This is a genomic window from Rhodococcus sp. 008 (assembly GCF_001682295.1).
GTDB classification, from domain to species: Bacteria; Actinomycetota; Actinomycetes; order Mycobacteriales; family Mycobacteriaceae; genus Rhodococcus_F; species Rhodococcus_F qingshengii.
In genome coordinates this window covers 416,695-435,375 of record NZ_CP015203.1, presented here as the reverse complement: position 1 = coordinate 435,375, position 18,681 = coordinate 416,695, and the positions used below count along the sequence as shown (strand labels likewise).

At 59.6% G+C, this 18,681-nt stretch carries 15 protein-coding genes and 1 pseudogene; 9 read left to right on the top strand and 7 right to left on the bottom strand.

Going from position 1 to position 18,681, the window contains the following annotated elements; translation table 11 throughout:
* Positions 1 to 473: 473 nt before the first annotated feature.
* The 3 genes from AOT96_RS32415 to AOT96_RS32400 all read right to left on the bottom strand — a co-directional run bounded on the left by AOT96_RS32415 (position 474) and on the right by AOT96_RS32400 (position 7,431).
* The gene (locus AOT96_RS32415) at positions 474 to 1,256 is read right to left on the bottom strand and encodes a ParA family protein (protein ID WP_058228217.1); all 783 of its coding nucleotides are present in this window, start codon (positions 1,254 to 1,256) and stop codon (positions 474 to 476) included.
* A gap of 4,237 nt (positions 1,257 to 5,493) precedes the next feature.
* Positions 5,494 to 5,751: a hypothetical protein gene (locus AOT96_RS32405; RefSeq protein WP_007733695.1), complete on the bottom strand. Its 258-nt coding sequence runs from the start codon at positions 5,749 to 5,751 to the stop codon at positions 5,494 to 5,496.
* 732 nt (positions 5,752 to 6,483) lie between these two features.
* Positions 6,484 to 7,431, bottom strand: a complete 948-nt coding sequence (locus AOT96_RS32400) for a phospholipase D family protein (RefSeq protein WP_058228218.1) — start codon at positions 7,429 to 7,431, stop codon at positions 6,484 to 6,486.
* A gap of 1,035 nt (positions 7,432 to 8,466) precedes the next feature.
* Between AOT96_RS32400 and AOT96_RS32395 the strand changes: the two genes are divergently transcribed.
* From AOT96_RS32395 to AOT96_RS32385, 3 genes are all read left to right on the top strand, one after another.
* Positions 8,467 to 8,655 (top strand): hypothetical protein, encoded by a 189-nt coding sequence (locus tag AOT96_RS32395; RefSeq protein WP_058228219.1) that lies wholly within the window; start codon positions 8,467 to 8,469, stop codon positions 8,653 to 8,655.
* Between the two features lie 46 nt (positions 8,656 to 8,701).
* Complete coding sequence (locus tag AOT96_RS32390; RefSeq protein WP_058228220.1) at positions 8,702 to 9,259, top strand: type 1 glutamine amidotransferase domain-containing protein; 558 nt, start codon at positions 8,702 to 8,704, stop codon at positions 9,257 to 9,259.
* A gap of 2,272 nt (positions 9,260 to 11,531) precedes the next feature.
* Complete coding sequence (locus AOT96_RS32385) at positions 11,532 to 11,786, top strand: hypothetical protein (RefSeq protein WP_058228221.1); 255 nt, start codon at positions 11,532 to 11,534, stop codon at positions 11,784 to 11,786.
* A 126-nt stretch (positions 11,787 to 11,912) separates the two neighbouring features.
* Here the strand turns inward: AOT96_RS32385 and AOT96_RS32380 are convergent, their stop codons facing one another.
* Positions 11,913 to 12,665 carry an SDR family oxidoreductase gene (locus AOT96_RS32380; protein WP_058228222.1) on the bottom strand — a complete coding sequence of 251 codons (753 nt, stop codon included), beginning with the start codon at positions 12,663 to 12,665 and terminating at the stop codon, positions 11,913 to 11,915.
* Positions 12,666 to 12,798: 133 nt separating this feature from the next.
* Here AOT96_RS32380 and AOT96_RS32375 point away from each other — a divergent pair, with 133 nt between their 5' ends.
* Together AOT96_RS32375 and AOT96_RS32370 are read left to right on the top strand one after the other, a co-directional pair.
* Complete coding sequence (locus tag AOT96_RS32375; RefSeq protein ID WP_058228223.1) at positions 12,799 to 13,545, top strand: LysR family transcriptional regulator; 747 nt, start codon at positions 12,799 to 12,801, stop codon at positions 13,543 to 13,545.
* An 85-nt stretch (positions 13,546 to 13,630) separates the two neighbouring features.
* Positions 13,631 to 14,044, top strand: a complete 414-nt coding sequence (locus tag AOT96_RS32370) for a hypothetical protein (protein ID WP_058228224.1) — start codon at positions 13,631 to 13,633, stop codon at positions 14,042 to 14,044.
* Here AOT96_RS32370 and AOT96_RS32365 read toward each other — a convergent pair.
* Positions 13,984 to 14,337, bottom strand: a complete 354-nt coding sequence (locus AOT96_RS32365; protein WP_065352997.1) for a MerR family transcriptional regulator — start codon at positions 14,335 to 14,337, stop codon at positions 13,984 to 13,986. The two genes, AOT96_RS32370 and AOT96_RS32365, sit on opposite strands and share 61 nt — an antisense overlap.
* 320 nt (positions 14,338 to 14,657) lie before the next feature.
* Between AOT96_RS32365 and AOT96_RS32360 the strand changes: the two genes are divergently transcribed.
* The 4 genes from AOT96_RS32360 to AOT96_RS32345 all read left to right on the top strand — a co-directional run bounded on the left by AOT96_RS32360 (position 14,658) and on the right by AOT96_RS32345 (position 16,577).
* Positions 14,658 to 14,918 (top strand): hypothetical protein, encoded by a 261-nt coding sequence (locus tag AOT96_RS32360; protein ID WP_065352996.1) that lies wholly within the window; start codon positions 14,658 to 14,660, stop codon positions 14,916 to 14,918.
* Positions 14,919 to 15,009: 91 nt separating this feature from the next.
* Entirely contained in the window at positions 15,010 to 15,789 is a 780-nt protein-coding gene (locus AOT96_RS32355) for a SigB/SigF/SigG family RNA polymerase sigma factor (RefSeq protein ID WP_058228226.1), read from the top strand.
* Positions 15,790 to 15,954: 165 nt separating this feature from the next.
* Entirely contained in the window at positions 15,955 to 16,146 is a 192-nt protein-coding gene (locus AOT96_RS32350) for a hypothetical protein (protein ID WP_058228227.1), read from the top strand.
* 242 nt (positions 16,147 to 16,388) lie between these two features.
* Positions 16,389 to 16,577, top strand: a complete 189-nt coding sequence (locus AOT96_RS32345) for a hypothetical protein (protein WP_058228228.1) — start codon at positions 16,389 to 16,391, stop codon at positions 16,575 to 16,577.
* Positions 16,578 to 16,919: 342 nt separating this feature from the next.
* Here the strand turns inward: AOT96_RS32345 and AOT96_RS36210 are convergent.
* Positions 16,920 to 17,246, bottom strand: a pseudogene (locus AOT96_RS36210) (SRPBCC family protein); the annotation flags it as partial.
* Between the two features lie 497 nt (positions 17,247 to 17,743).
* Positions 17,744 to 18,619: an AurF N-oxygenase family protein gene (locus AOT96_RS32330; RefSeq protein WP_231917506.1), complete on the bottom strand. Its 876-nt coding sequence runs from the start codon at positions 18,617 to 18,619 to the stop codon at positions 17,744 to 17,746.
* Between the last annotated feature and the right edge of the window lie 62 nt (positions 18,620 to 18,681).

The window sequence follows — 18,681 nt, the reverse complement described above, 5'->3', positions numbered from 1 at the left end:
CGTCGAGAATTCGATGTCGCGTTTTCCGTACCTTTCCGTCATCACTGTGTGCAGATTTCCCGGCCAGACGGTTTCGAGGTCGTACACCCTCGGCGTCGCCGCAAACCTGCGTGCACTGCATGCTATGCGTGCATGCATAGCATGCAGTGCACGCTAGAGTCCCCTGGCTTTCAAGTATTCGTCGAGCGCAGCCTCTGTCATAGAGGCTTCGCTGATTTCGCGATCACCGGTCTCGTACCGCAATTTATCGACCCCACGGCGGAGCCGATCTTTGGTGGAGGGCTTGATGCGAGTGTTGTGGGTTACTCTCGCCTTCTCGTCATCGTCCTTTCGGCCACTGAGATCGACCGAAGGCGGCGTGGGCGTGGGCGTCGACACTGCTGACGCCTCTGCAACCGAGTCCCCCTTCACCGGTCGTTCGGGGATGAGTTCAGCCGGGTGAGTCTTTCGAATGGCAGGCTCCCGTTTTACACTCACGCCGGCGCTCCGATCACGATGGGGAGCTCAGCCAGCAGATCACTGTAAGCAAGTTGCAGCGTAAGCGCTTTTCCGCCCTTGAACTGGTGGATCGGAGTGCGATTCGAGTGCGCGTCCTGCCGCGCCGCGAGCTCCGGGATGGAGGTCTTGGCGACAAGGGTGCCGTAGGTCTCCCTCAGCTCGCTTTCGCGGAACTCATGTTCGCCTGTGGAGCGTTTACGACTGATCACGATCTTGTCGAACTCGAGCTTCGGGTTTGCCCGTTTACGGACGGTGTCGATTGTCTCTTCCAGCTTCTGGACGCCCCCGACGCTGTCGATCGTGGGTTCAGTAATGGCAACAACGCCATCCGCCGCAATAAGGACGGCAAACAAAACCTTGCCCATATTGGGTGGGCAATCGAAAAGTACTGCATCGTAGGGGGAAAGGTCGAGACCTTCGAACGCCACGTCCAGCCGAAATACCAGGTCGTTCGACCCGTCTGATTCAATTTTGCCAAGCTCTTCGTCTGCGGGTATGAGGTCAACGCCATCCCAGGGCGTGGCAATGATCGCCTCCGCGGCGATACCTTCCCTGGTTTCGTTCATCAGGTGGTAAGCCGTCAGCATTCCCTCTTCGAGGGTAACGCCGAGACCACCTGTGGTATTGCCCTGTTGGTCCATATCGACAATCAGCACTTTCCCGCCGACCGCGGTGATGGCGCTGGCAAGGCCCAGTGTGGATGCTGTCTTGCCTACGCCCCCCTTCTGGTTGCCAAGTGCGATTTTGCGTGGCTGCATTGCGGGCCTTTCGTCGGGGGCGTTCACGCGTGCAAGGCGTGCATTGCGCGCGAGGCATGCAAAGCACATGTTGCATGCAGAAATTGCAACACACGCCTTGCTAGTGCCACACACAATCCGTGCGTTTCGTACTAGCGTCGCTCTGCGTGCGACTCACGCGAGACTCGCGTGCCTTTCTATGCACGCACCGTACGCATTCCGTGCGCGCGTAGCATAACACGCATGTAATGCACTGCGTTCTAGCAATGCATTACATGCGTGTTGCGCACGGTCTGCACGCGTTGCTCAGTTCGCAAGCCGCGCACCCATCGCCCTGAGTGCGTTGACCGCTGGCATTGCATGGCTAGCGATACGCGCTGTGATTGCATTCAATGCTCGCCTTGCGAAGCACGCATGGACAACAAGGGTTGCCTGCATTGCAAGTATCGCACTACATGCGTGCCGTGCTTAGCGCGCTATGCATGCATAGCGGGCCCTGCGTGCATTGCATGCAGTTCATGCACGCTTTGCATGCACAACGCTCTGTGCACGTGTCACTATCTGTGCGTGCACTGCATGTACTGCATGCGCGCAACATCTCGCTGTGCATGGAAGGTGAGCACTCCGACCAGTGCACGCACTTACAGTGCTGCGTGCATCCCTTGCATTGCATGTAGAGCATGCAATGCTATAACTGCAGGTAGATAAGTCGCCCCCCAGCCCGAAGGAAGATCGAGACCACAGGTTGTCAGATCGCGTAGCCACGCAAACGACATTTGGAGACGCCTAGTCGCGAGTATCTCAGCCATTCAGCACTCGGCCTACGCGTGAAGCGACAGAACAGCGCTGAAACAGCACGCGTCGGTCGTCAAACGCGCTCGGAACAACGGCCGATCCATCGAGTCCAGTCGACAACCCGTCCGCAGAGAACGAGCGAAAACGGCGCGTGTCGTGCGCAGATCGTTGGCATTGCATGCATAACACGCATCGCATGGTCTGCACGGATTGCACGCACACAAACAAGTGCATGCCCAGCACGCAGCGCGTGTCGTCATCTATTCGACGCATGCCACGCTTCGATTTCTGATCCACTGGGCCTACTGGGTGCAAATTTCCGGCACGTATTTCTCTCACCCACACGTCGTGCGCGCGTTCCATGGAGCGTTGGGGGACAACATGCCACGCGATAGCGCTTCGCAGTTTTGCACCCAGCCCATAATCCAACTGCACGTCAAAACAAGGGAGACCTCGAACAAGCGTTGGGGCGATCCGAAAGCAGCACAACTCGCTGTGGGCCCGGTCAGCGAATCCCCCAAGGAAGAATGAGGAATTCCCCACCAAATACAGAACAGCGCAACAGGCTGACCTGACGACAATCAGGCCTCACACACACAGGAACCACGTACGTTCGAGTCCTTAAAGGCGGATAGGGAACGGTAGTTTCGCCTCGATTGCTAATCCAGGTGTACAGCATCGCAATTCGCATGCGAAACGACGGCCGTCATGGCTCGGAGAATTTGAACGACGACAATTGATTCGGAATCGTCGCCAAAGTTCATTGGGAACTGTCGCCAAATCAGCGGGCAACCTTCGACCAATCGTCACAGTGACGAAACTGGTGTGGGTACTCGCTTGGATTAAGTGCCGCGAAAAATGCTCCGATTTGGCAGACCGCGGCATAGCTCCCTGCGTCTTCAGTCATGAACTCGGACGCGCGGGAAGCCCGGTTTGGAATCAATCACCTTCTTCGCGGTGGGGGAGCGGGCGGTTGAGACGTCACATTCCGAGGAAATCGCATGCAATGCGTGCATTGCATGCCGTGCGACGCTCGCATTGCGTGCACTGCATGCCAGCCAAGGTCCTGGTGCAATGTGTGCAACTCACGCAAACATTGCACCGCTGATCTAGCGAAAGGATCGCTACCAGCACAAATCAACATGCGCCCGGGACTACCAACCGAAACACGTAACGCCCCACAGCAGTGCCTCGTGTTGGAGAGCAGGACCCCAGTTCGCCCAGACGGAACCGAAAGACCACCGCCGGGCAGCAAATACATGTGGGCTACCTCCTGCCATCACCATCGGTCTGACGTCGGCAGATCCTGCACCACCCCTAACCTCGGAACGAACAGCGGATCCCTACTGAGGACCCTTGCCTTCGCTCGACGAATGCATTTCGAGGCTCCTCAGTGGACGTCCAAACTCCAACGGAGGTAATCCTGGGGCTTCCCATCGGCGTCCGCTGGGTTGGAGCACCCGATCGTCAACGCCGAAGCCGGGACGTCAAGTGTGCTCGAATGGCCGCTAGGGTCTTCGCACGGTGCTCGGGTTTCGCCGCCATCGCTGACCGCTGGATGTACGATTTCTCAAGCAGTTCTTGTTCCCTCCCTCTCGCGAGGTCTGCCCGCTTCCGTTGTTCACTCGGGGATTCGCCGGCCCAGTCGATGCTCTGAAGTCGGCGTCGGAGGTATCCGAGAGGCGATACCAAGCTGGATCGAGTCGGCCAAATCCACCCCCGCTCCGCAGTATCTCGGGACAACATCAGAGCAATGTCTCGGCCTGTCCAGCGTGTCGTGTCGATTTTCGCGTCACGAAGAAGGTCACAGACCGAACCGATATGCCCCGATGGTCTGAGAGCTGGCGCGTGGTTGACGAGTTCTGCAGCGGTTCGTTGAAGTGCCAGGGGCCTCGGTACAGTCTGCGCTGCGCTGCGCTTCTTGGTTTTCGATTGAGTTCGCGCGCGTGCGCGTTGGTGAGTTCTTCCTAACGGAAGAACTTCACAAGAAAAATAACCAACACTAGATAGGGTGTCAGCTTCCATGTGTCCAGGTCGCTTGCGCCGGGGGGGAGTAAGCGACCTGTCCCCGCCCCTCGCGGAGTTGCGAGCGCCACGGTGGGTCTTCCGTTCAATGGTGGGAGTTGAACGCTTCTTCGCGGAATGGGGCGGTGGGGTCGTCGCTACGACTTTCCGAGGTGATGACAGTGACCACGTTGATGCTGCGCGGTGTTGTTGTCCGCCGTGGTGGGCCTCAGCAGCGAGGAATTCGGGAGTTTTGAGGTTCCGCCCGCGGACATGTTCGACGCCCATTCCTAGGTCGATCAGCACTCGCCTTGCGCGGTTGACAGTCGATTCGCTCACTTTGGCTCGTGCAGCGATTGTTGCCTTTGATGCCGAGACTCCACGACCGGTGTGGGACTCGGCGAAATGTGCGTGAGCGTGTGCCACCGTATAGGCCTTGTCGGGCTTGATGAGGTGACGCGAGCATAGGTCTTTGCCGGCTGCGGTTGTGGTGTGATGCCGGAACTGTCGGAGCCATTCCCGGCGTGATGTCCACACGGGTGTTCGTGCCTGGATCGTCGGATCAACGGGCAGTGACCAGGAGCGTCCACGCTGCTCAGTGGCCTCGTTGAGACGACGGGCCGCAGCCTCGATACGAGCGACTCGGGCGAGAGCATCGTCGACTGCCACTTGCCATTCGTCGACTTCAACCGACTGAGGGACAGTGGCTGGGGTTCGACTGCGCGACACGCCGACGGTGGATGTAATGGAATGTGTTGGGCTGTATTCAGGGTATGCGCTACCCTGAGACGTACCTGCCATAGGTAAGTCCCTTCCGGGGGATGCAGTACGAGCAGAGAAAGCGCCAACTTTCTGAGCTCACCTCTCGAGCAACATTCGAGAACAGATGTCGGAGAACCTGCCAGTTCTCAATCGACGTCAAGGACCTGCCAGTCCTTATTCGCCGCGATGCGGTCCGCGCCCTATCACCCCCATTGGGGGCCTTTATGCTTTTTAAGAGGTCTGCGCTGTGTAGTTAGGTATCGAGGTCTCTCTTTCGCTGGCTGGCTACGGGCAGCCTCCCAGTCTGCGGATCCGCTGAATACGCGCCACGGCCGCGGTCGTTCGGGAGGTCTCTTCGATCCGGCGGCCGCACATCGGTACCGCTACCGGTACGGTGCTGGCCTGCTCGGATGGGACATTCGGGACACGAAAGTGTGATCCGGGTGCCACGAAAGCCGAAATGTGATCTGGACGTGCCAAAAATGACACCGCGAATACGTCCGCGAGTATGGCGGAATTGCGTTTCTGCGATATCATCGAGTAAGCACCGCCTCTTCCTTTCGAGGTAGTGGTGGTCACCGCCTCTTCCTTCACTGGGTTAGTGGTGGTCAGGGAGCTGGGAAGCTCCCACAACCGCATAAACGGACAGCCCCCGATGCCGCCAAGCCCTGGGGGTTGTTCGCTGTCTAGGGGTAGTTCATGCGCCGACCGCAAGCTGTTCGATGCGGCGCAATGATCCAGCAGCCTCGACCTCAAGCAGTCTCAGCTGGTCCGGATGCAGTTTGTCGATGATGTAGTCCGGTATGTCCAGTCCGTGGGTGATGGCCAGTATGAGCACGGAGTAATCCCCAGCAGGGATTCCGAGTTCGGCGGCCCGATCCTCGTACACCTTGTGCTGCTTGAGGGGAGCACGAGTCGCGATGTGTCCGCGAGGTCCCTTGTTGTGCTGTGCCATGAGGAAAGACTAGAACCAATCTGTAACTGATACGGGTAGGCGCGCTTGTTCGGTGTGTCGCGTGTGGTTGATGTTGCCATGGTGTTCCGTGGGATTTTGCGCCGGCCCGGTCACTGTTCGCCGCCGCCCGTGCAGCAACGCGCTCGACGAGGGCGCTTCTACAAGCTCCGCCGAAGGCGGATCCTGGTTAGGTTGGCGCTGGCTCGTTCGTCGGCGTCCTCGTGTCGGAGCCGCTTCGAATTCCGAGGAGTGGAGGGAGATGCTTGGCTCTCATGCAGTGAAATGCCGGGGTGCAATCATGTGGTTGAGCGAGGGGTAGGGGCTACGCAGCCCGCGCGCGGGGTGCTGCTTCTACAATGCACTGCCGAGTGACGCGGAGTGGGATGGCGACGAGGGGCCTGTGGACCGTGGATGGTGAGAGGAACGTCGGAAAGATCCGGAAAGACACCACACTGGTCTCTTGTCGAACGTGCGTCTCGAACGCGGAGAGCTCTGCGTTTTGTCCGCGGGCGAGTCGTGACGGGACTTCGCTGGGGCGAGGTTGATCTGCGTGCAATGTCACGGTTGGCGCTTCTCATTCGCAGTTACACAAAGGATTTCATTCGACAGGTGGGCGCCAGAGTCGCGTGTTGCCGGCTCTCCGCTAGCGCAATGTTCGGATCGACATATCGGGAGCGAAGTGCTCCTGCGCTCGAAAGGCTGCCTTGCAACGTCAACATTCGTTTCACGGTGTCAAAGGCCCCACAATGCCAAGAGTTCGGTCCGAAGACTGAGTGAGCGAACATAGTGGTTGGAACTCAGCTGTGCGTTGGGATGCCCGACGTCGGCGAGATGCTTTTCGACGTCTGCGACAGGAAGTGGTAGCAGGTCGTTGCGAACGCGGAGAAAGCAGTGAAATTGGCTGGGGGAGAGAGGTATTCTTTCCTCATTCGATATCACGACAGCGGGTGGCAGTAGCGATTCGGTATTCATGGAGATGCGGATGATTACGTCTCCACGTGCAATGCTGCCTGGTTTTCCGATTCTGAGCGTTTCGAGTCGGTATCTCACAGTCGGATCGGCCGTAAGCTCCTTCGGTGAAGGCTTTTTCGCAGGTGTGATGCGCACGAGAGGATAGCTCTCGTTGCCGCTGTCTAGCCTGATGAATATTCTGTTGCTCGGAGCTGGAAGGAAGTCGTTGGCGAGGATCTGCGTTCGTCCTGCGATGCCGGGGATGGGTACGGCGCGCCCGATTGCCCATTCACGTTCAGCGTTGTCGATGAATGTCTGGTCTACCACGGTGGTTTCGTCGATATTCTTGATGAATGCGTGACTGTCGGCGATCACTTGAGGGTCATCGGAAATGATGACCGCCTCATGGGTGAATACAGAGTTTTCGGAAGCATTCGCCGAGCCGATTACAGCTCGTTGGTTCGTCACGATGACCTTGGCGTGCAGTGCTGACGACGAGAGGATGCGAACGCCCTTGCTGAGGTAGTGCGAAAGAACGACAGGGGAAATGGCGTGGGCGCGGATCGCCGCGGTAGAAGCATTGACGATCAGAAGGTCTCCACTACGAAGTGGAAGTAGTTCAGGCGCAAGGTGTCCGAGATAAGGGACAGCGGCATAGCGCGGCCCTCGCGTCCGGATCGCGCGAGTGATGTGTGGCCACGGGTTCGGTCCGTGGAAGCTGGTCCCCATAGCCTAGAAGGTAGCGTGAATCGGACCCGATTTCTGGCGCCTGAGTAAAAGCTGGCGTTGTTCTGCGAGATATCCGGAGCGAAAGAAACGTCCGGATATCTGTGATCAACTGGGGGTAAAAGAGCGATGTGGAGATCACCCCCGCCGAGTCAGACGGCGTGATACTCAGTGCTACTGCCGCGCTGTCTATTCTACGCGCGAGTCCGATACGGGACAGCGGTAAGTGATTGCGCCGGACGGGTGGGATGGCGTCTGCGGCGTGTTCGAACATCGCTACGCATACTTCACCGGGAAATCTACCGTGGTATGCGATTCCCGCGGAGGTGAGGTGGGTGGGGTGGATCGTGCAGGCCCACGCGTAAAGGGGAGCCTCCGGCTCGAGATCGGAGGCGCTCCACCGTTTGGGTTTGGATACCGGGTGACTGATGTAGTGTCGCTGGCGGACTCAGCCGATTCGTGATCAGCGCTCGAAAAGTCTACGCGCAGAGCATTTCTCGGAATCTGAGTGCAGGTAGATTGGGGGGTCTGGTGGACCCGTGCCTCATGACGGCGAAGCTGACGCGCCGGCTTGCAGTTGAGGTTCGTCTACTTCCCTTTGGATCCCTCTTGTCGCGAGCTTAGGAGAGATGGCGACTCGTGGCCGTCAGCGTGGCTACGACGCCCAAGCACATAAAGGGCGATAGTGGCCAGCGTGTTTGTTACCAGTGCGACGTAGGACATGACACCGATCGGTAGCGATGCGAGGAAGAAGATTTCGTTGTGGTAGATCCAAGACGTTGCGTCGGCACCGACGACCAATGCTGCGATTGTGACGGTGATTCCATTGGCAGCGTGAGGGGGATTACCAAGTCGTAGAGCTGTTTCTATCCACTCGGGTCGCCCATCAGAGACCTCCTCGATCCCCCGGACGCGAACCGGGCGGTCGGAGTGAAGGCGCGTTCGGCCAGCGCCTGACGCACATGGTGCCGGTGCGGGTTGATTTGTCGTCGTCACGGTCGATGATTGAAGAAACGTCGGTTGGGGAAGGTGAGCGGAATGGCTACTTACAGAGTGATCAATCCTGCAGGCGACGTCACCGCGGCGCGCGACATCGAGAGCGCTGACGATGCGCATGCCTGGTTCGTGGATTCTCGCGCCGACAACTCCGAACTGGGATGGCGAATGGAAGTCCACCATGATGGCGAATGGTCGTTCTTCGACGACACCGAGGGCGCATCCAGCTGAGCAGTAGCTCGGCAGGAGTGGCGAAGATGAGGAAGGACGCTCAAGCATGAGTCAATTACTTACAGGGAAGAAAGTGGCATTCCTTGTGGCGACGGAGGGAGTCGAACAGGTCGAGTTGACAGATCCGTGGGATGCATTGGTTGCCGAACACGCTCAGCCGTCGATTGTTTCGACAGAATCCGGCACCATCCAGGCGTTCAACCATCTCGACAAAGCTGACGTCTTCGACGTGGACGCGGTGGTCGAGTCGGCGGAGTCGTCCGAATACGACGCTCTCGTCCTGCCCGGGGGCGTGGCCAACCCTGATTTTCTCCGCATGAATCCAGAAGCGGTGACGTTCGTCCGGAGTTTCTTCGATGCCGGGAAGCCCGTCGCGGTAATCTGCCACGGACCGTGGACGCTGGTCGAAGCCGGCGTGGTGGCCGGTCGTACGCTGACGTCGTGGCCTAGTTTGCGTACCGATATCACGAACGCCGGCGGCACGTGGGTAGACGAAGAAGTCGTAGTATGCACTTCTGGCCCGAATACGTTGATATCGAGCCGCAAGCCCGACGATTTGCCGGCGTTCTGTGCGAAACTGACCGACGCAGTCGCGACTAGCTGACGCATCGACCGGACTCATCGGCGAGGTGCCTCGTGTCGGAGGGGAGCACTCTTCGCTCTTCCACAAAGGATGATTCGGGCGTAGTAGTGGTGCTCGTGCGGATGGCGTCCAACGTCTATGCGACGTACTGGCGGTCGTCGGGATGTTTGTGTGAGAGTGGTATTTTGGCGGGAATTGTCTTCCCGGGTTGGTAGTTGTGTATTGCGGCGACGTTGTCGGACCGTCTCCCGTCGTGTTTCGTGCGGAAATATCGGAATCCTCCGACTTGGCGCGGGGCGCCTGCTTTCGATAATCGCTCCATTCGGCCGTTTGCCCTACCACGCCCTCACGCGCGATGGGTACGATCCTGAATGTCTACTTTGTAGCCGAGAAGTCAACGATCGTTGCGCTTTTCGGGATGGTGGGTTTGTAACAGGCTCGGTCTGTGAGGGGTGCGGTGCACCGTTGTCGTTCTCCCGTAGGCGATCGGGTGGGGTATGGCCACGTGAACGCATCGGGCCTGAGGGCCAAACATTTTTAGCGAACGCATTGACCCCGTGAGTCTTCCGCGGGCAAATGAGTCGAATCATCACAGCAATCGTCAATCTCGCCGAGACGTCCGTTGAAGCAATCGACTAAGCCTCAGCGTGGGCTGGTCGGGTGTGGCGGCGCGCCGGCGTAGAACTCGAGCACGGTGATCAACAGGGGACCGCTGCAGTGGAGACCGTCACGTCCAGATTCGGTCGCGACGAAGGGGCGCGGTGCTCGCGAATATCGACGGTACGTGATTTTCTCAAACGCGCACCCAGCACGTGCACCAGCAAGTCCCGAGGCGTGGACTTGTCCACCTGCCCTTGGCGTCGGGTTTCGGCGTGCCGTAGGCGACTTTCGGTCGGGCTCAGCTCCACGCCAACTCGATTCCGCGCTCGATGGCGGGCGCAGTCGCGGAGCTTCCAACAACGGTGCAGACTGTCAAGGTGTAAGAGTCGACATCTCGTCTCGATTCAATACGGCCGGTAAAAGACCGAGTTCGGTTTTCGGGGATCCACGCGGAATCTGTGGCTTGCTCCCGGTCCGTGCCTCCCCAGCGCGCATCCGATTTACCAGTTGTAGTGCGCTGACCGGTTGAGACGAAGAATCGTCGTTACGGAGCTGTCAGTAGTGTCCCGCGTCTCCTTGTCGTGTAGGTGTCGGACACGATTGATCGACCCGTTGATCGGCGAACGATGCCCTGAGTCTGCCTCGTGGTGGCGCCAGCGCAAGTGTCTGCGGTCAGCGGTTTCAACGGTGGTGGCGAATCTTCCGATTGCGTTGGAATCGGTGACGAGAGGAAGTCAAGCATCCGCTGTATTCGGGCGACTCGGCGAAGCCACCTCTGACGAGGTGAAGCGACCTACGCCCTGCGTTCATATCGTTGACGAAAACACTGACGCTGGGGTGACACGATTGACGTTCCGTGGATTTATCATGGCTACCCTCGGCGAGTAGGAACTACTCGCGGATCTGAACAACCGTCGCGTACATCAGGCACGCCGTTCGGCGCCGCCCTTGAAGGTGTGGCTCGAGTCGTACACCGGTTGTCAATGACGGGCAATCAGGCGGGCTGCCGATGAACTGCGCGTTCATGCTGTCGTGCTGGGGCACGCACGGATCGTCGACAATCGTCGGTACTGAAGTTTCCGGGCATCCTCATGTTTGACGCCCTGGAGTTGCGGGCAGCAATGGAATCGGCCCCTCGGACAGACGTCACCATGGAAGTCCGAAGGGCCACCTGACTGCGTGCCCTCTATTCCGGCAGGGGCGCGCATGGTCCGTCCGGTTGTTACTGACGAGCGACCGGACGGACCGCCCATGCTTATGTTTGCACTGTGAAGGATTGGGGCATTAGTGGTTTGGCCCATCGAAAGGAACCCCCACCTGTTCTCGCTGATGGACTGCTTATCTGCGCGTCGAGCTTTCATCGGTCCCGACGCGCATGGTCCGCCGACTGGATGTTCACAACTGATGTCGGCGGGCCACCAAGACTGTGCGCGCGTCCCCGACAGTTCGTGCGCGCCGCCCACCGAGCTGCGGTAACGCTCCGGCGCCGGTGGGCACCTGGTCCGCGCGCCGCAAGCGGCGCGCTCCGTCCGCTCCGTTTCAGCGTGTGGCCCGGAGGCGGCCACCGAGAACCGCGTGCTGCCCTCTAGGTGGGCAAGATCGGGGCACGAATGGCCCAACCGGGACGGTTTGGCAGCCATGATCCGGTTGGGCCCCTCTTGTCCCATTAGCAGGGATTGGCAGACTAGGAATCGTGAAGCACCGAAATCCCGATCACACCCCAGAGCTGACTGAGGCTGTTTTTCAATACGGTTCAGACGGCTACGAACTGTCTGTCGCCGAGGTGAAGCGACTGATGTCAGAAGTTGAGACCATCATGAACCGGGGAGGATCCGGCCTGGTTCGTGCAACGATCAACGGCGCCGAGAGGGCCTTCCTCATCTCGGCCGGAGCGCTCGTCACCTTCCATGTCCCCATAGGGGCACTGGACGAAGCCCTAGAAGCGTAACCATCGGTAGCTCGGGTACATCCCAGTCGCGGCCGGTGCCGCGGAACGGTTCGGTACCTGATGCGCGTGTATCGATCCGTCAGATCGGATTTGTCCTCTGCGCGCTGGATTTGAGCGAACTTGAGGTCAGCGGGTGGTGTAGCCGCCGTTAGCGAAGATCGTTTGTCCGGTGATCCACCATCCGTCGTCGGCGAGGAAGCGGACGATCGGGGCGATGTCTTCGATCTGGGTCAACTTGTTCTTCATTGCCTGCGATTTGTGGAACTCTACGCGTTCGGGTGTTTCCTGGCCGTAGAAGAACGGTGTGTCCATGGGGCCGGGTGCGATGCTGTTGACGGAGATTCCGCGGGCACCGAATTCTTTGGCTGCGGCCCGTGTGAAGTGTTCGACCGGACTTTTTCCGCCGGCGTAGGTGGAGTATCCGTCGGTGAACGCGCCGAGTAGTGCTGTGACGATGGTGATGACCTTGCCGTCGTCGTTGAGGCGTTTCCCGGCTTCTTTGATGAAGAAGTAGGCGGCTTTGGCGTTGATGTCGAGCATCGAGTCGTATTCGGCTTCGGTGGTTTCGATGATGGGTTTACGTAGGACCTTGCCGGCGGTGTTGACTGCGATGTCGACGCTTCCGAAGGCGCCGATCGCGGTGTCGAAGAGGCGCCCGACGTTTGCGGGGACGGTCAGATCGGCCTGGAACTTCACTGCTTTGACGCCGGCCGATTCGACCGCGGCGACTGTCGTGTTCGCGTCCGCTTCGCTGCTGTCGCTGTTGTAATGGACCGCGATGTTCACGCCCTGGGCAGCGAGGGTGGTGCTGATGAGTCCGCCGAGGTTCTTGGCGCCGGCTGCGACGATCGCTGACTTGCCGTGCAGTGAATTCGACATGTTTGCTCCTGTTATCGACAGTGTGACAACATCACGCTACGGATCGAATTCACAATTGATAAGCACACAAAATGCGTCATTCGACAACTATTGGTTGTGCTTTAGCACGTGTGGGGCAGAAGGATATCTTTCGATGGATGTGGATGTGCAGGGCGCTGATACGGGGCGGGTGCAATGGCCGCTCGATCTGCGTCGTCTCGCGCAGTTCGTTGCCGCGGCGGACCACGGAAGCCTCACCAAGGCTGCGCGGTCGTTGTTCATGTCTCAGCAAGCGATGAGTTCTGCAATGCGGTTGTTGGAGAAGGAGATCGGCGCAGAACTCTTCACCAGGCAGGGGCGGAATGTTGTCCTCACCGCGGCTGGTCGCAAACTTCGAGAAGGTGCGCCCGCGTTGCTGGCAGCGACGGAATCGCTCTCCGCGGCGTCCCGCCGTGCGGCGCACGAGCAGGTGCCGGCGTTCATGGTCGGGCACACTCCAGCGGTGACCTCCGAAGAGGCATTCGACCTGATTGCCCCGGTCCGTCGGGCGATGCCGGAGCTCTCGATCACGGTTCGGCAGTTGTTTCCCGATGAGATCGAACGAGCGTTGATCGATCAGACGATCGATGTCGGGCTGCGTCGCGGGGTGAGTACGCCGACCGATCTCGCCGCAGCCGTCCTCGGCTACGACAGGCTCCGGATTGCTGTCGATTCCTCTCATCCGCTCGTGGGGCGGCGGGACCTGACGCTGGCGGACATTGCGGAATCAAGTTTGATTGTCTGGGCGCCACCTCAGCATTCCTTCTACACCGACTTTCTTGAATTCCGGTGTCCGGCCAGAGGTGGGATGATCACCGAGTGGGAGCGCACCAGGAATGTGGGCACAGCGGCGTTAGGATGATTGTCGGTTCTTGGTCATGGCTGTGGCTGTGGACTGTCTTGACGCCGGGCTTGCTGCATGGCGGCCTCCAACGGATGGGACGGTTATGCCTCTGACGAAGAAGTTCTCCGCACTGTACGACGACGCGTTGGTTGCCTTGGCTGCGGCATCAGAGCGGCCCGCCACCGTCGTCAACATCGACGGCCGCTACGCCATTCGCGTCGATCTCGAGTACAACCGCCATGTTCTGGCCACCAACTCTCCGCGAGGGCTGGGGGACGAACCCGATGCCAGCGGATCGTGGTGGGTGCGCATCGTCCAAGCCGATGATGCAGGCGGTGATCTTGTACTCACGGAGACGAGGAAGCCGTGGCTCATCGACGCCTTCGACGCCGCGGTCGGCCAGCTCGAATCAGACGGGCATGCCATCGTGGCCGATGCGGATTTCGGCGCCATCCGTCAGGCCGACGCGCGGCTATCGGATTCCGATGCGCCATCCTCGGACGTGCCGCTGAGCTGAGCTATCCGCTCGGCCAAAATCGCGTTCTGGGTTTCCAGCGCGAGGATGACACCGATGCCGGACAGGTTGATTCCGTCGGCGATCAACGTGCTGATACGCCTCAACGTGGCCAGGTCCGCTTCGCTGTAGCGGCGGGTCCCCCCGCTCGTGCGCGCGGGCGTCAGAAGTCCGCGGCGTTCGTAGAGCCTCAAGGTTTGCGGGCCGACTCCCGACAGCTCTGACATCACGGAAATTCCGTACACCCCGCGGCGAGCGGGCGCTGCATGGGCGTCTGCTGCATCTGTTACTGCCACAGCACTGCTCCTTCGGCCCAACCGGATATCGCTCGACTTTAACACGGTCCGACATCATCCTTTCGCTGACTGATGTCACAAATCTGATACTCGTGACTGTAGATTTTCGCGCAGTCGGGCATGGTCACGAGCAGGATTTACCCGCTCGGAAAAAACGGAAACACGCGCTGAATAGGCAGGTCATCTCAAGCGTAACCCGATCGCAGTGCCTCCACGCCTGCATTCTCTTCCGTGTGGGTTGTCGCTTATCTGCATCCGCTGATATAGATTTACGACATCAGATCGAACAGCTGTGTGTGAGCACGACCCTGGGAGCGTGAATGACTACTGCCATGACCTCCGCATATGACGTCGGGCGCAACTCTGCGCAGCGGCGATCGCCACTGCGTCTGCCGAGCACACCACTGGGCGCCACGTGGACGTGGTGGCGGCAGGTGACTGTCGACCTCGCCCTGGTGATCGTGATTGCCGGGATCTTGGGCGGAGTCGGTTCCGTCCTTGCAGGCCCGCTGACCGGAGTGGCCTTCGCCCTGGCCGCAGCCGCCGCATTCCGCTTAGTTCTGCAGACGATCAACACCTGAACATCAACGTGAAGGAGAAGGCGATGCCCGCAGCACGATACGCACGAGCAACGACCAACCGACAGAAGCTGGTAATCCCGTGAGCAGGCACATGAATGATGCCGAATACGCGCAGGTGGTGGTCATGTTCGAAGAGTTGGCCTCTCTGCCAGGTGGTGACGCACGCTGCGAGCGTCTGCGCACCCAGATCATCGAGTCGTGTCTACCACTGACTCGCCATATCGCCCTGCGGTACCGCGGCCGCGGACAAGCGCACGAGGACCTCGTTCAAGCGGCCAGTGTCGGTCTGGTCAGTGCGGTGAACCGCTTCGATCTCGCCAAAGGCAAAGACTTCCTTGCCTTCGCGATACCGACGATGATGGGGGAAGTGCGTAAGCACTTCCGGGACCGCGGCTGGGACGTACGTGTTCCGCGCTCGTTGCAGGAAAACTATCTTGCGCTCAACAAGGCCCGCTCTTCTCTCACACACGATCTCGGGCGCGAGCCTACGGTGCCGGAATTAGCGAAAGAGCTCGGAGTCGAGCCCACCGAGGTCGCGGAGATCGTCGCCGCCGGCGATTCCTATCACGCGGCGTCCCTCGACGCGACCACGGTCAGTGATGGGCGGTCGATCGCAGATACGTTGGGAGACTTCGACTCTGCGCTCGACGGCGTCGACAACCACGAAACACTCCGACCGGCACTCCTCGCTCTGCCTGAACGTGAACGCACCATCGTGCTGTACCGGTTCTTCGGGGAACTGACCCAAGCGGAAATTGCGGAGAAGGTCGGGCTATCCCAGATGCACGTCTCCCGACTCCTCACCCAAACACTCGAAAAGCTGCGAACCTCGCAATCCCTCGCGTCAATGCAGATCGCGGTCGCAGCCTGAGCTGAGCCGTGAGTGAGAAGAAACTCTGCCCAAGTCTGTGAGTGTGTCGCCAGCACGTGTGCGTGCCATTATCCGGCGCTGACGCCAAGGTCGGCATCCGGAGGCGTCGGCGACGCGTCGATGGGGCAGGCAAACAGTAGATCTGAAAGAAAGGACGAGTACGCAATGCATTTCACTTTTCTCTACGACGGCGCGGCGGAGCGCACAGCGGAGTACCCGACCTTGGAGGAAGCTGTCCGGAGTATCGAATTGGGGCAGGTCGATCGCACGCTCTGGAGCATTCAATACACCGATCGTGAGGGTGGAATTCAGGTGTACCGATTCCCTGCGAAGCGCGAAGGTGGCGATGAAAGATGAACGCGCAGAAGTGAATACAACAGGAAGGACCGGGCGTGCAACGTACCTCTGCGCAGTGCATCTCGTTCGCGGAGCCGGCAAACCGGTTCGTTGCCCGTAGGGGTGAGAACTCGTGGCCGGTTCGCGGACGACTGCGAGAGGATGAGGCGTAGAGGCTGTGTCAGCGGCATCCATTCACTCGTCCCACGTTTCCAGAAATAGTGATCTGGGTAACAAACCCGAGGGTCGATGAGGAGACAGGGATGGATGTAATTGTGTGGGCCGAATCTGAGGAACGTGAGCGGTGGTGGCGGGAGGTCATGGGGGTCGCGCCCGCCAGCGAGCGTGACGCGATCGCGGAGGCCGAAGAGCCGACCGGAAGTGGTTTTTCGACGACATCGAGGATGCGCGTATCGGCAGCCCGATCAATTCAAGGTGTGACCGCGGCCTGAGCGCAGGCGCCCAGCGCATATCCCGACATACATCTAAGCATTGCGTCCTGTGTTGTGTGAGTGCGTAATTCGATGTCGGAAAGGCGAGTGAGCTGACGGTGAACGTAGTTCTGTTGCTCGTGATGCTGGGTGTCGGTCTGATAGTGGTGATGTGTCTAAATTTTCAGTGGCTCCGGTCGTCCTCACGTGGCGAAGATCGCCGGCACGCTCGGCATGCACGTATTGAGCCGGGGCAGCCGTAGTACCCTCCGGTGGAACCGTGTCGCCGAGGAGCGATCGTCCTTCCAGTAGCCGGCGTCTTCTCCTGCTGCAGCAGTTTCCCCGGTGCTGGCTGCGGGGAGTTCAGGCTTCGTCGGGGCGCATCCGGTCCGGACGTTCGATGTTTCCTCGCCAGGCGCCTGTTTCCTGGTCGCGGGATTCGATAAACCCCTCGAAGTTCTCCATATCCTTTGTGACTCTGTGGGTGAGTACTCCGGTTTGTCGGCGACGTTTTCGACGATGCCGTCAGGTCGATGTCTATTCATGGTTGGGTCCTGCATCCGATTTCCAGGCGATACGTTCGTGGGGATGCTGTTCGGTAATGGTGGCATCGAATTCTCGTACTTCCCCGGCTATCTCGAGGATCCAATGGGTGTGAACATCGTCGGTTTGTCGAATTTCCTGTACTCCGTATCGCGAGGCAATGAACCGAGCAGCTGGTTTGGAAGACCTCCGCATGTTGCGATTTGGCGAATCTCGGGCTGACTTTCGCTAGGTTCACCGCAGACGTCCGACGACGATCGCGAATTTCTGCAGCCACGATGATCTGCGGTGTTTATCGTAAGAGCAGGTGGCAGGGGTGATGCCCCGATGACGGCAAAGATTGAACGTAGCGCAAGGTTCGGATACTTACCGTCCACCTGTTCACCGGGGGCGGACTCAGACACCCAGCATTCAAAGACAGCCGAATATCTCGCCAGCGTCGTCGAGCACAACTGCTGCGTGCAAATCGACGTGTTCGTAGATCTGCTCATCGCACTCGACTACTAATTCGATGGGGCGATTCGGGTGTGGGCATTGGGTTGGTGCGCTGATATCTGTGCGCCATTGCCTCGTCCGTGGTGAGTGGGTAACGCAGCTGTCTGTCGAAGTGGGAGAGGGGCAGCTGCGTCGCGGGTTGCAGATCGTCAAGCCGCGGCCCTGGACGGCTCGTTGCGGTAACGCGAGAGCCGGCCGTCGGTTCCGGTGAGCCGCCAGGACCAGAGGGTGAGCCGGGTGCGCATTTCGTTGGCGTCGGCGAGGCTCCGGACGTCTGCGCAGGACTCTGCAAGGAGTCGCCGGAAATCGGGGTTGCGCATCGAGTAGGTCTCGCGCAGAACATTGCGGGGGATACCCAGCAACGTCGCGTCCTGCCGGCTCGGGACGACGATGGACCAAAACCCTATGCGCATGACTACAGGCGTGGTGAGGCCGAGTGCGAGGCGGTTGAATCGGCTCATGCGCGGAGCGTGATGGCGCAGCCATGCATGGGCGAACCCGATGTGACGTGCTTCCTCGGCGAGATGGATCTGCATGATGCGGTCGGTGAGCGGGTGAATGCCACCGCCGCGCATGATGCTCTTCTGGATGTGGTCGATGGGCTCCTCTCCAGCGAGGATGATCTGAAAGAAGAAACTGGGCCACAGCGATCCGAGCGAACCGACGAGGGGGAAGGCCTTGACAAGCCACGTTGGGGCACCGTGTACCTCCGGAGCCACCCGGTTGGTGAACTCCTGAAACATCTGGATGTGGTGTGTCTCTTCGGTGAGTTCGTGCATGAAGTAGCGGAATTCGGGGTTCTCGTTCGCCAGGCCCATCAAGAACTGGGTACCGCCGAGAAGGAGCAGTTGCTCGAACTGGGAGCCGGTCTTTGTTATAGATGCGAGCCGAATCCGGGCAACCCGCCGTTGTTCCTGGGGTGAGAGCGCGCGGTACCAGTCGGTGTGGGACAAGGGGTCGACCGCGGGGAGTGTCCATCTTGGGTCGTCCGCGGGGGCGGCGAACTCGGGCGAATTCCAGGCGATGTCTTTGAACGCTCGAAGTGGAGCCCTGTCGAGGATGCCTCGGACAGTGTGCGCAAAGTGTC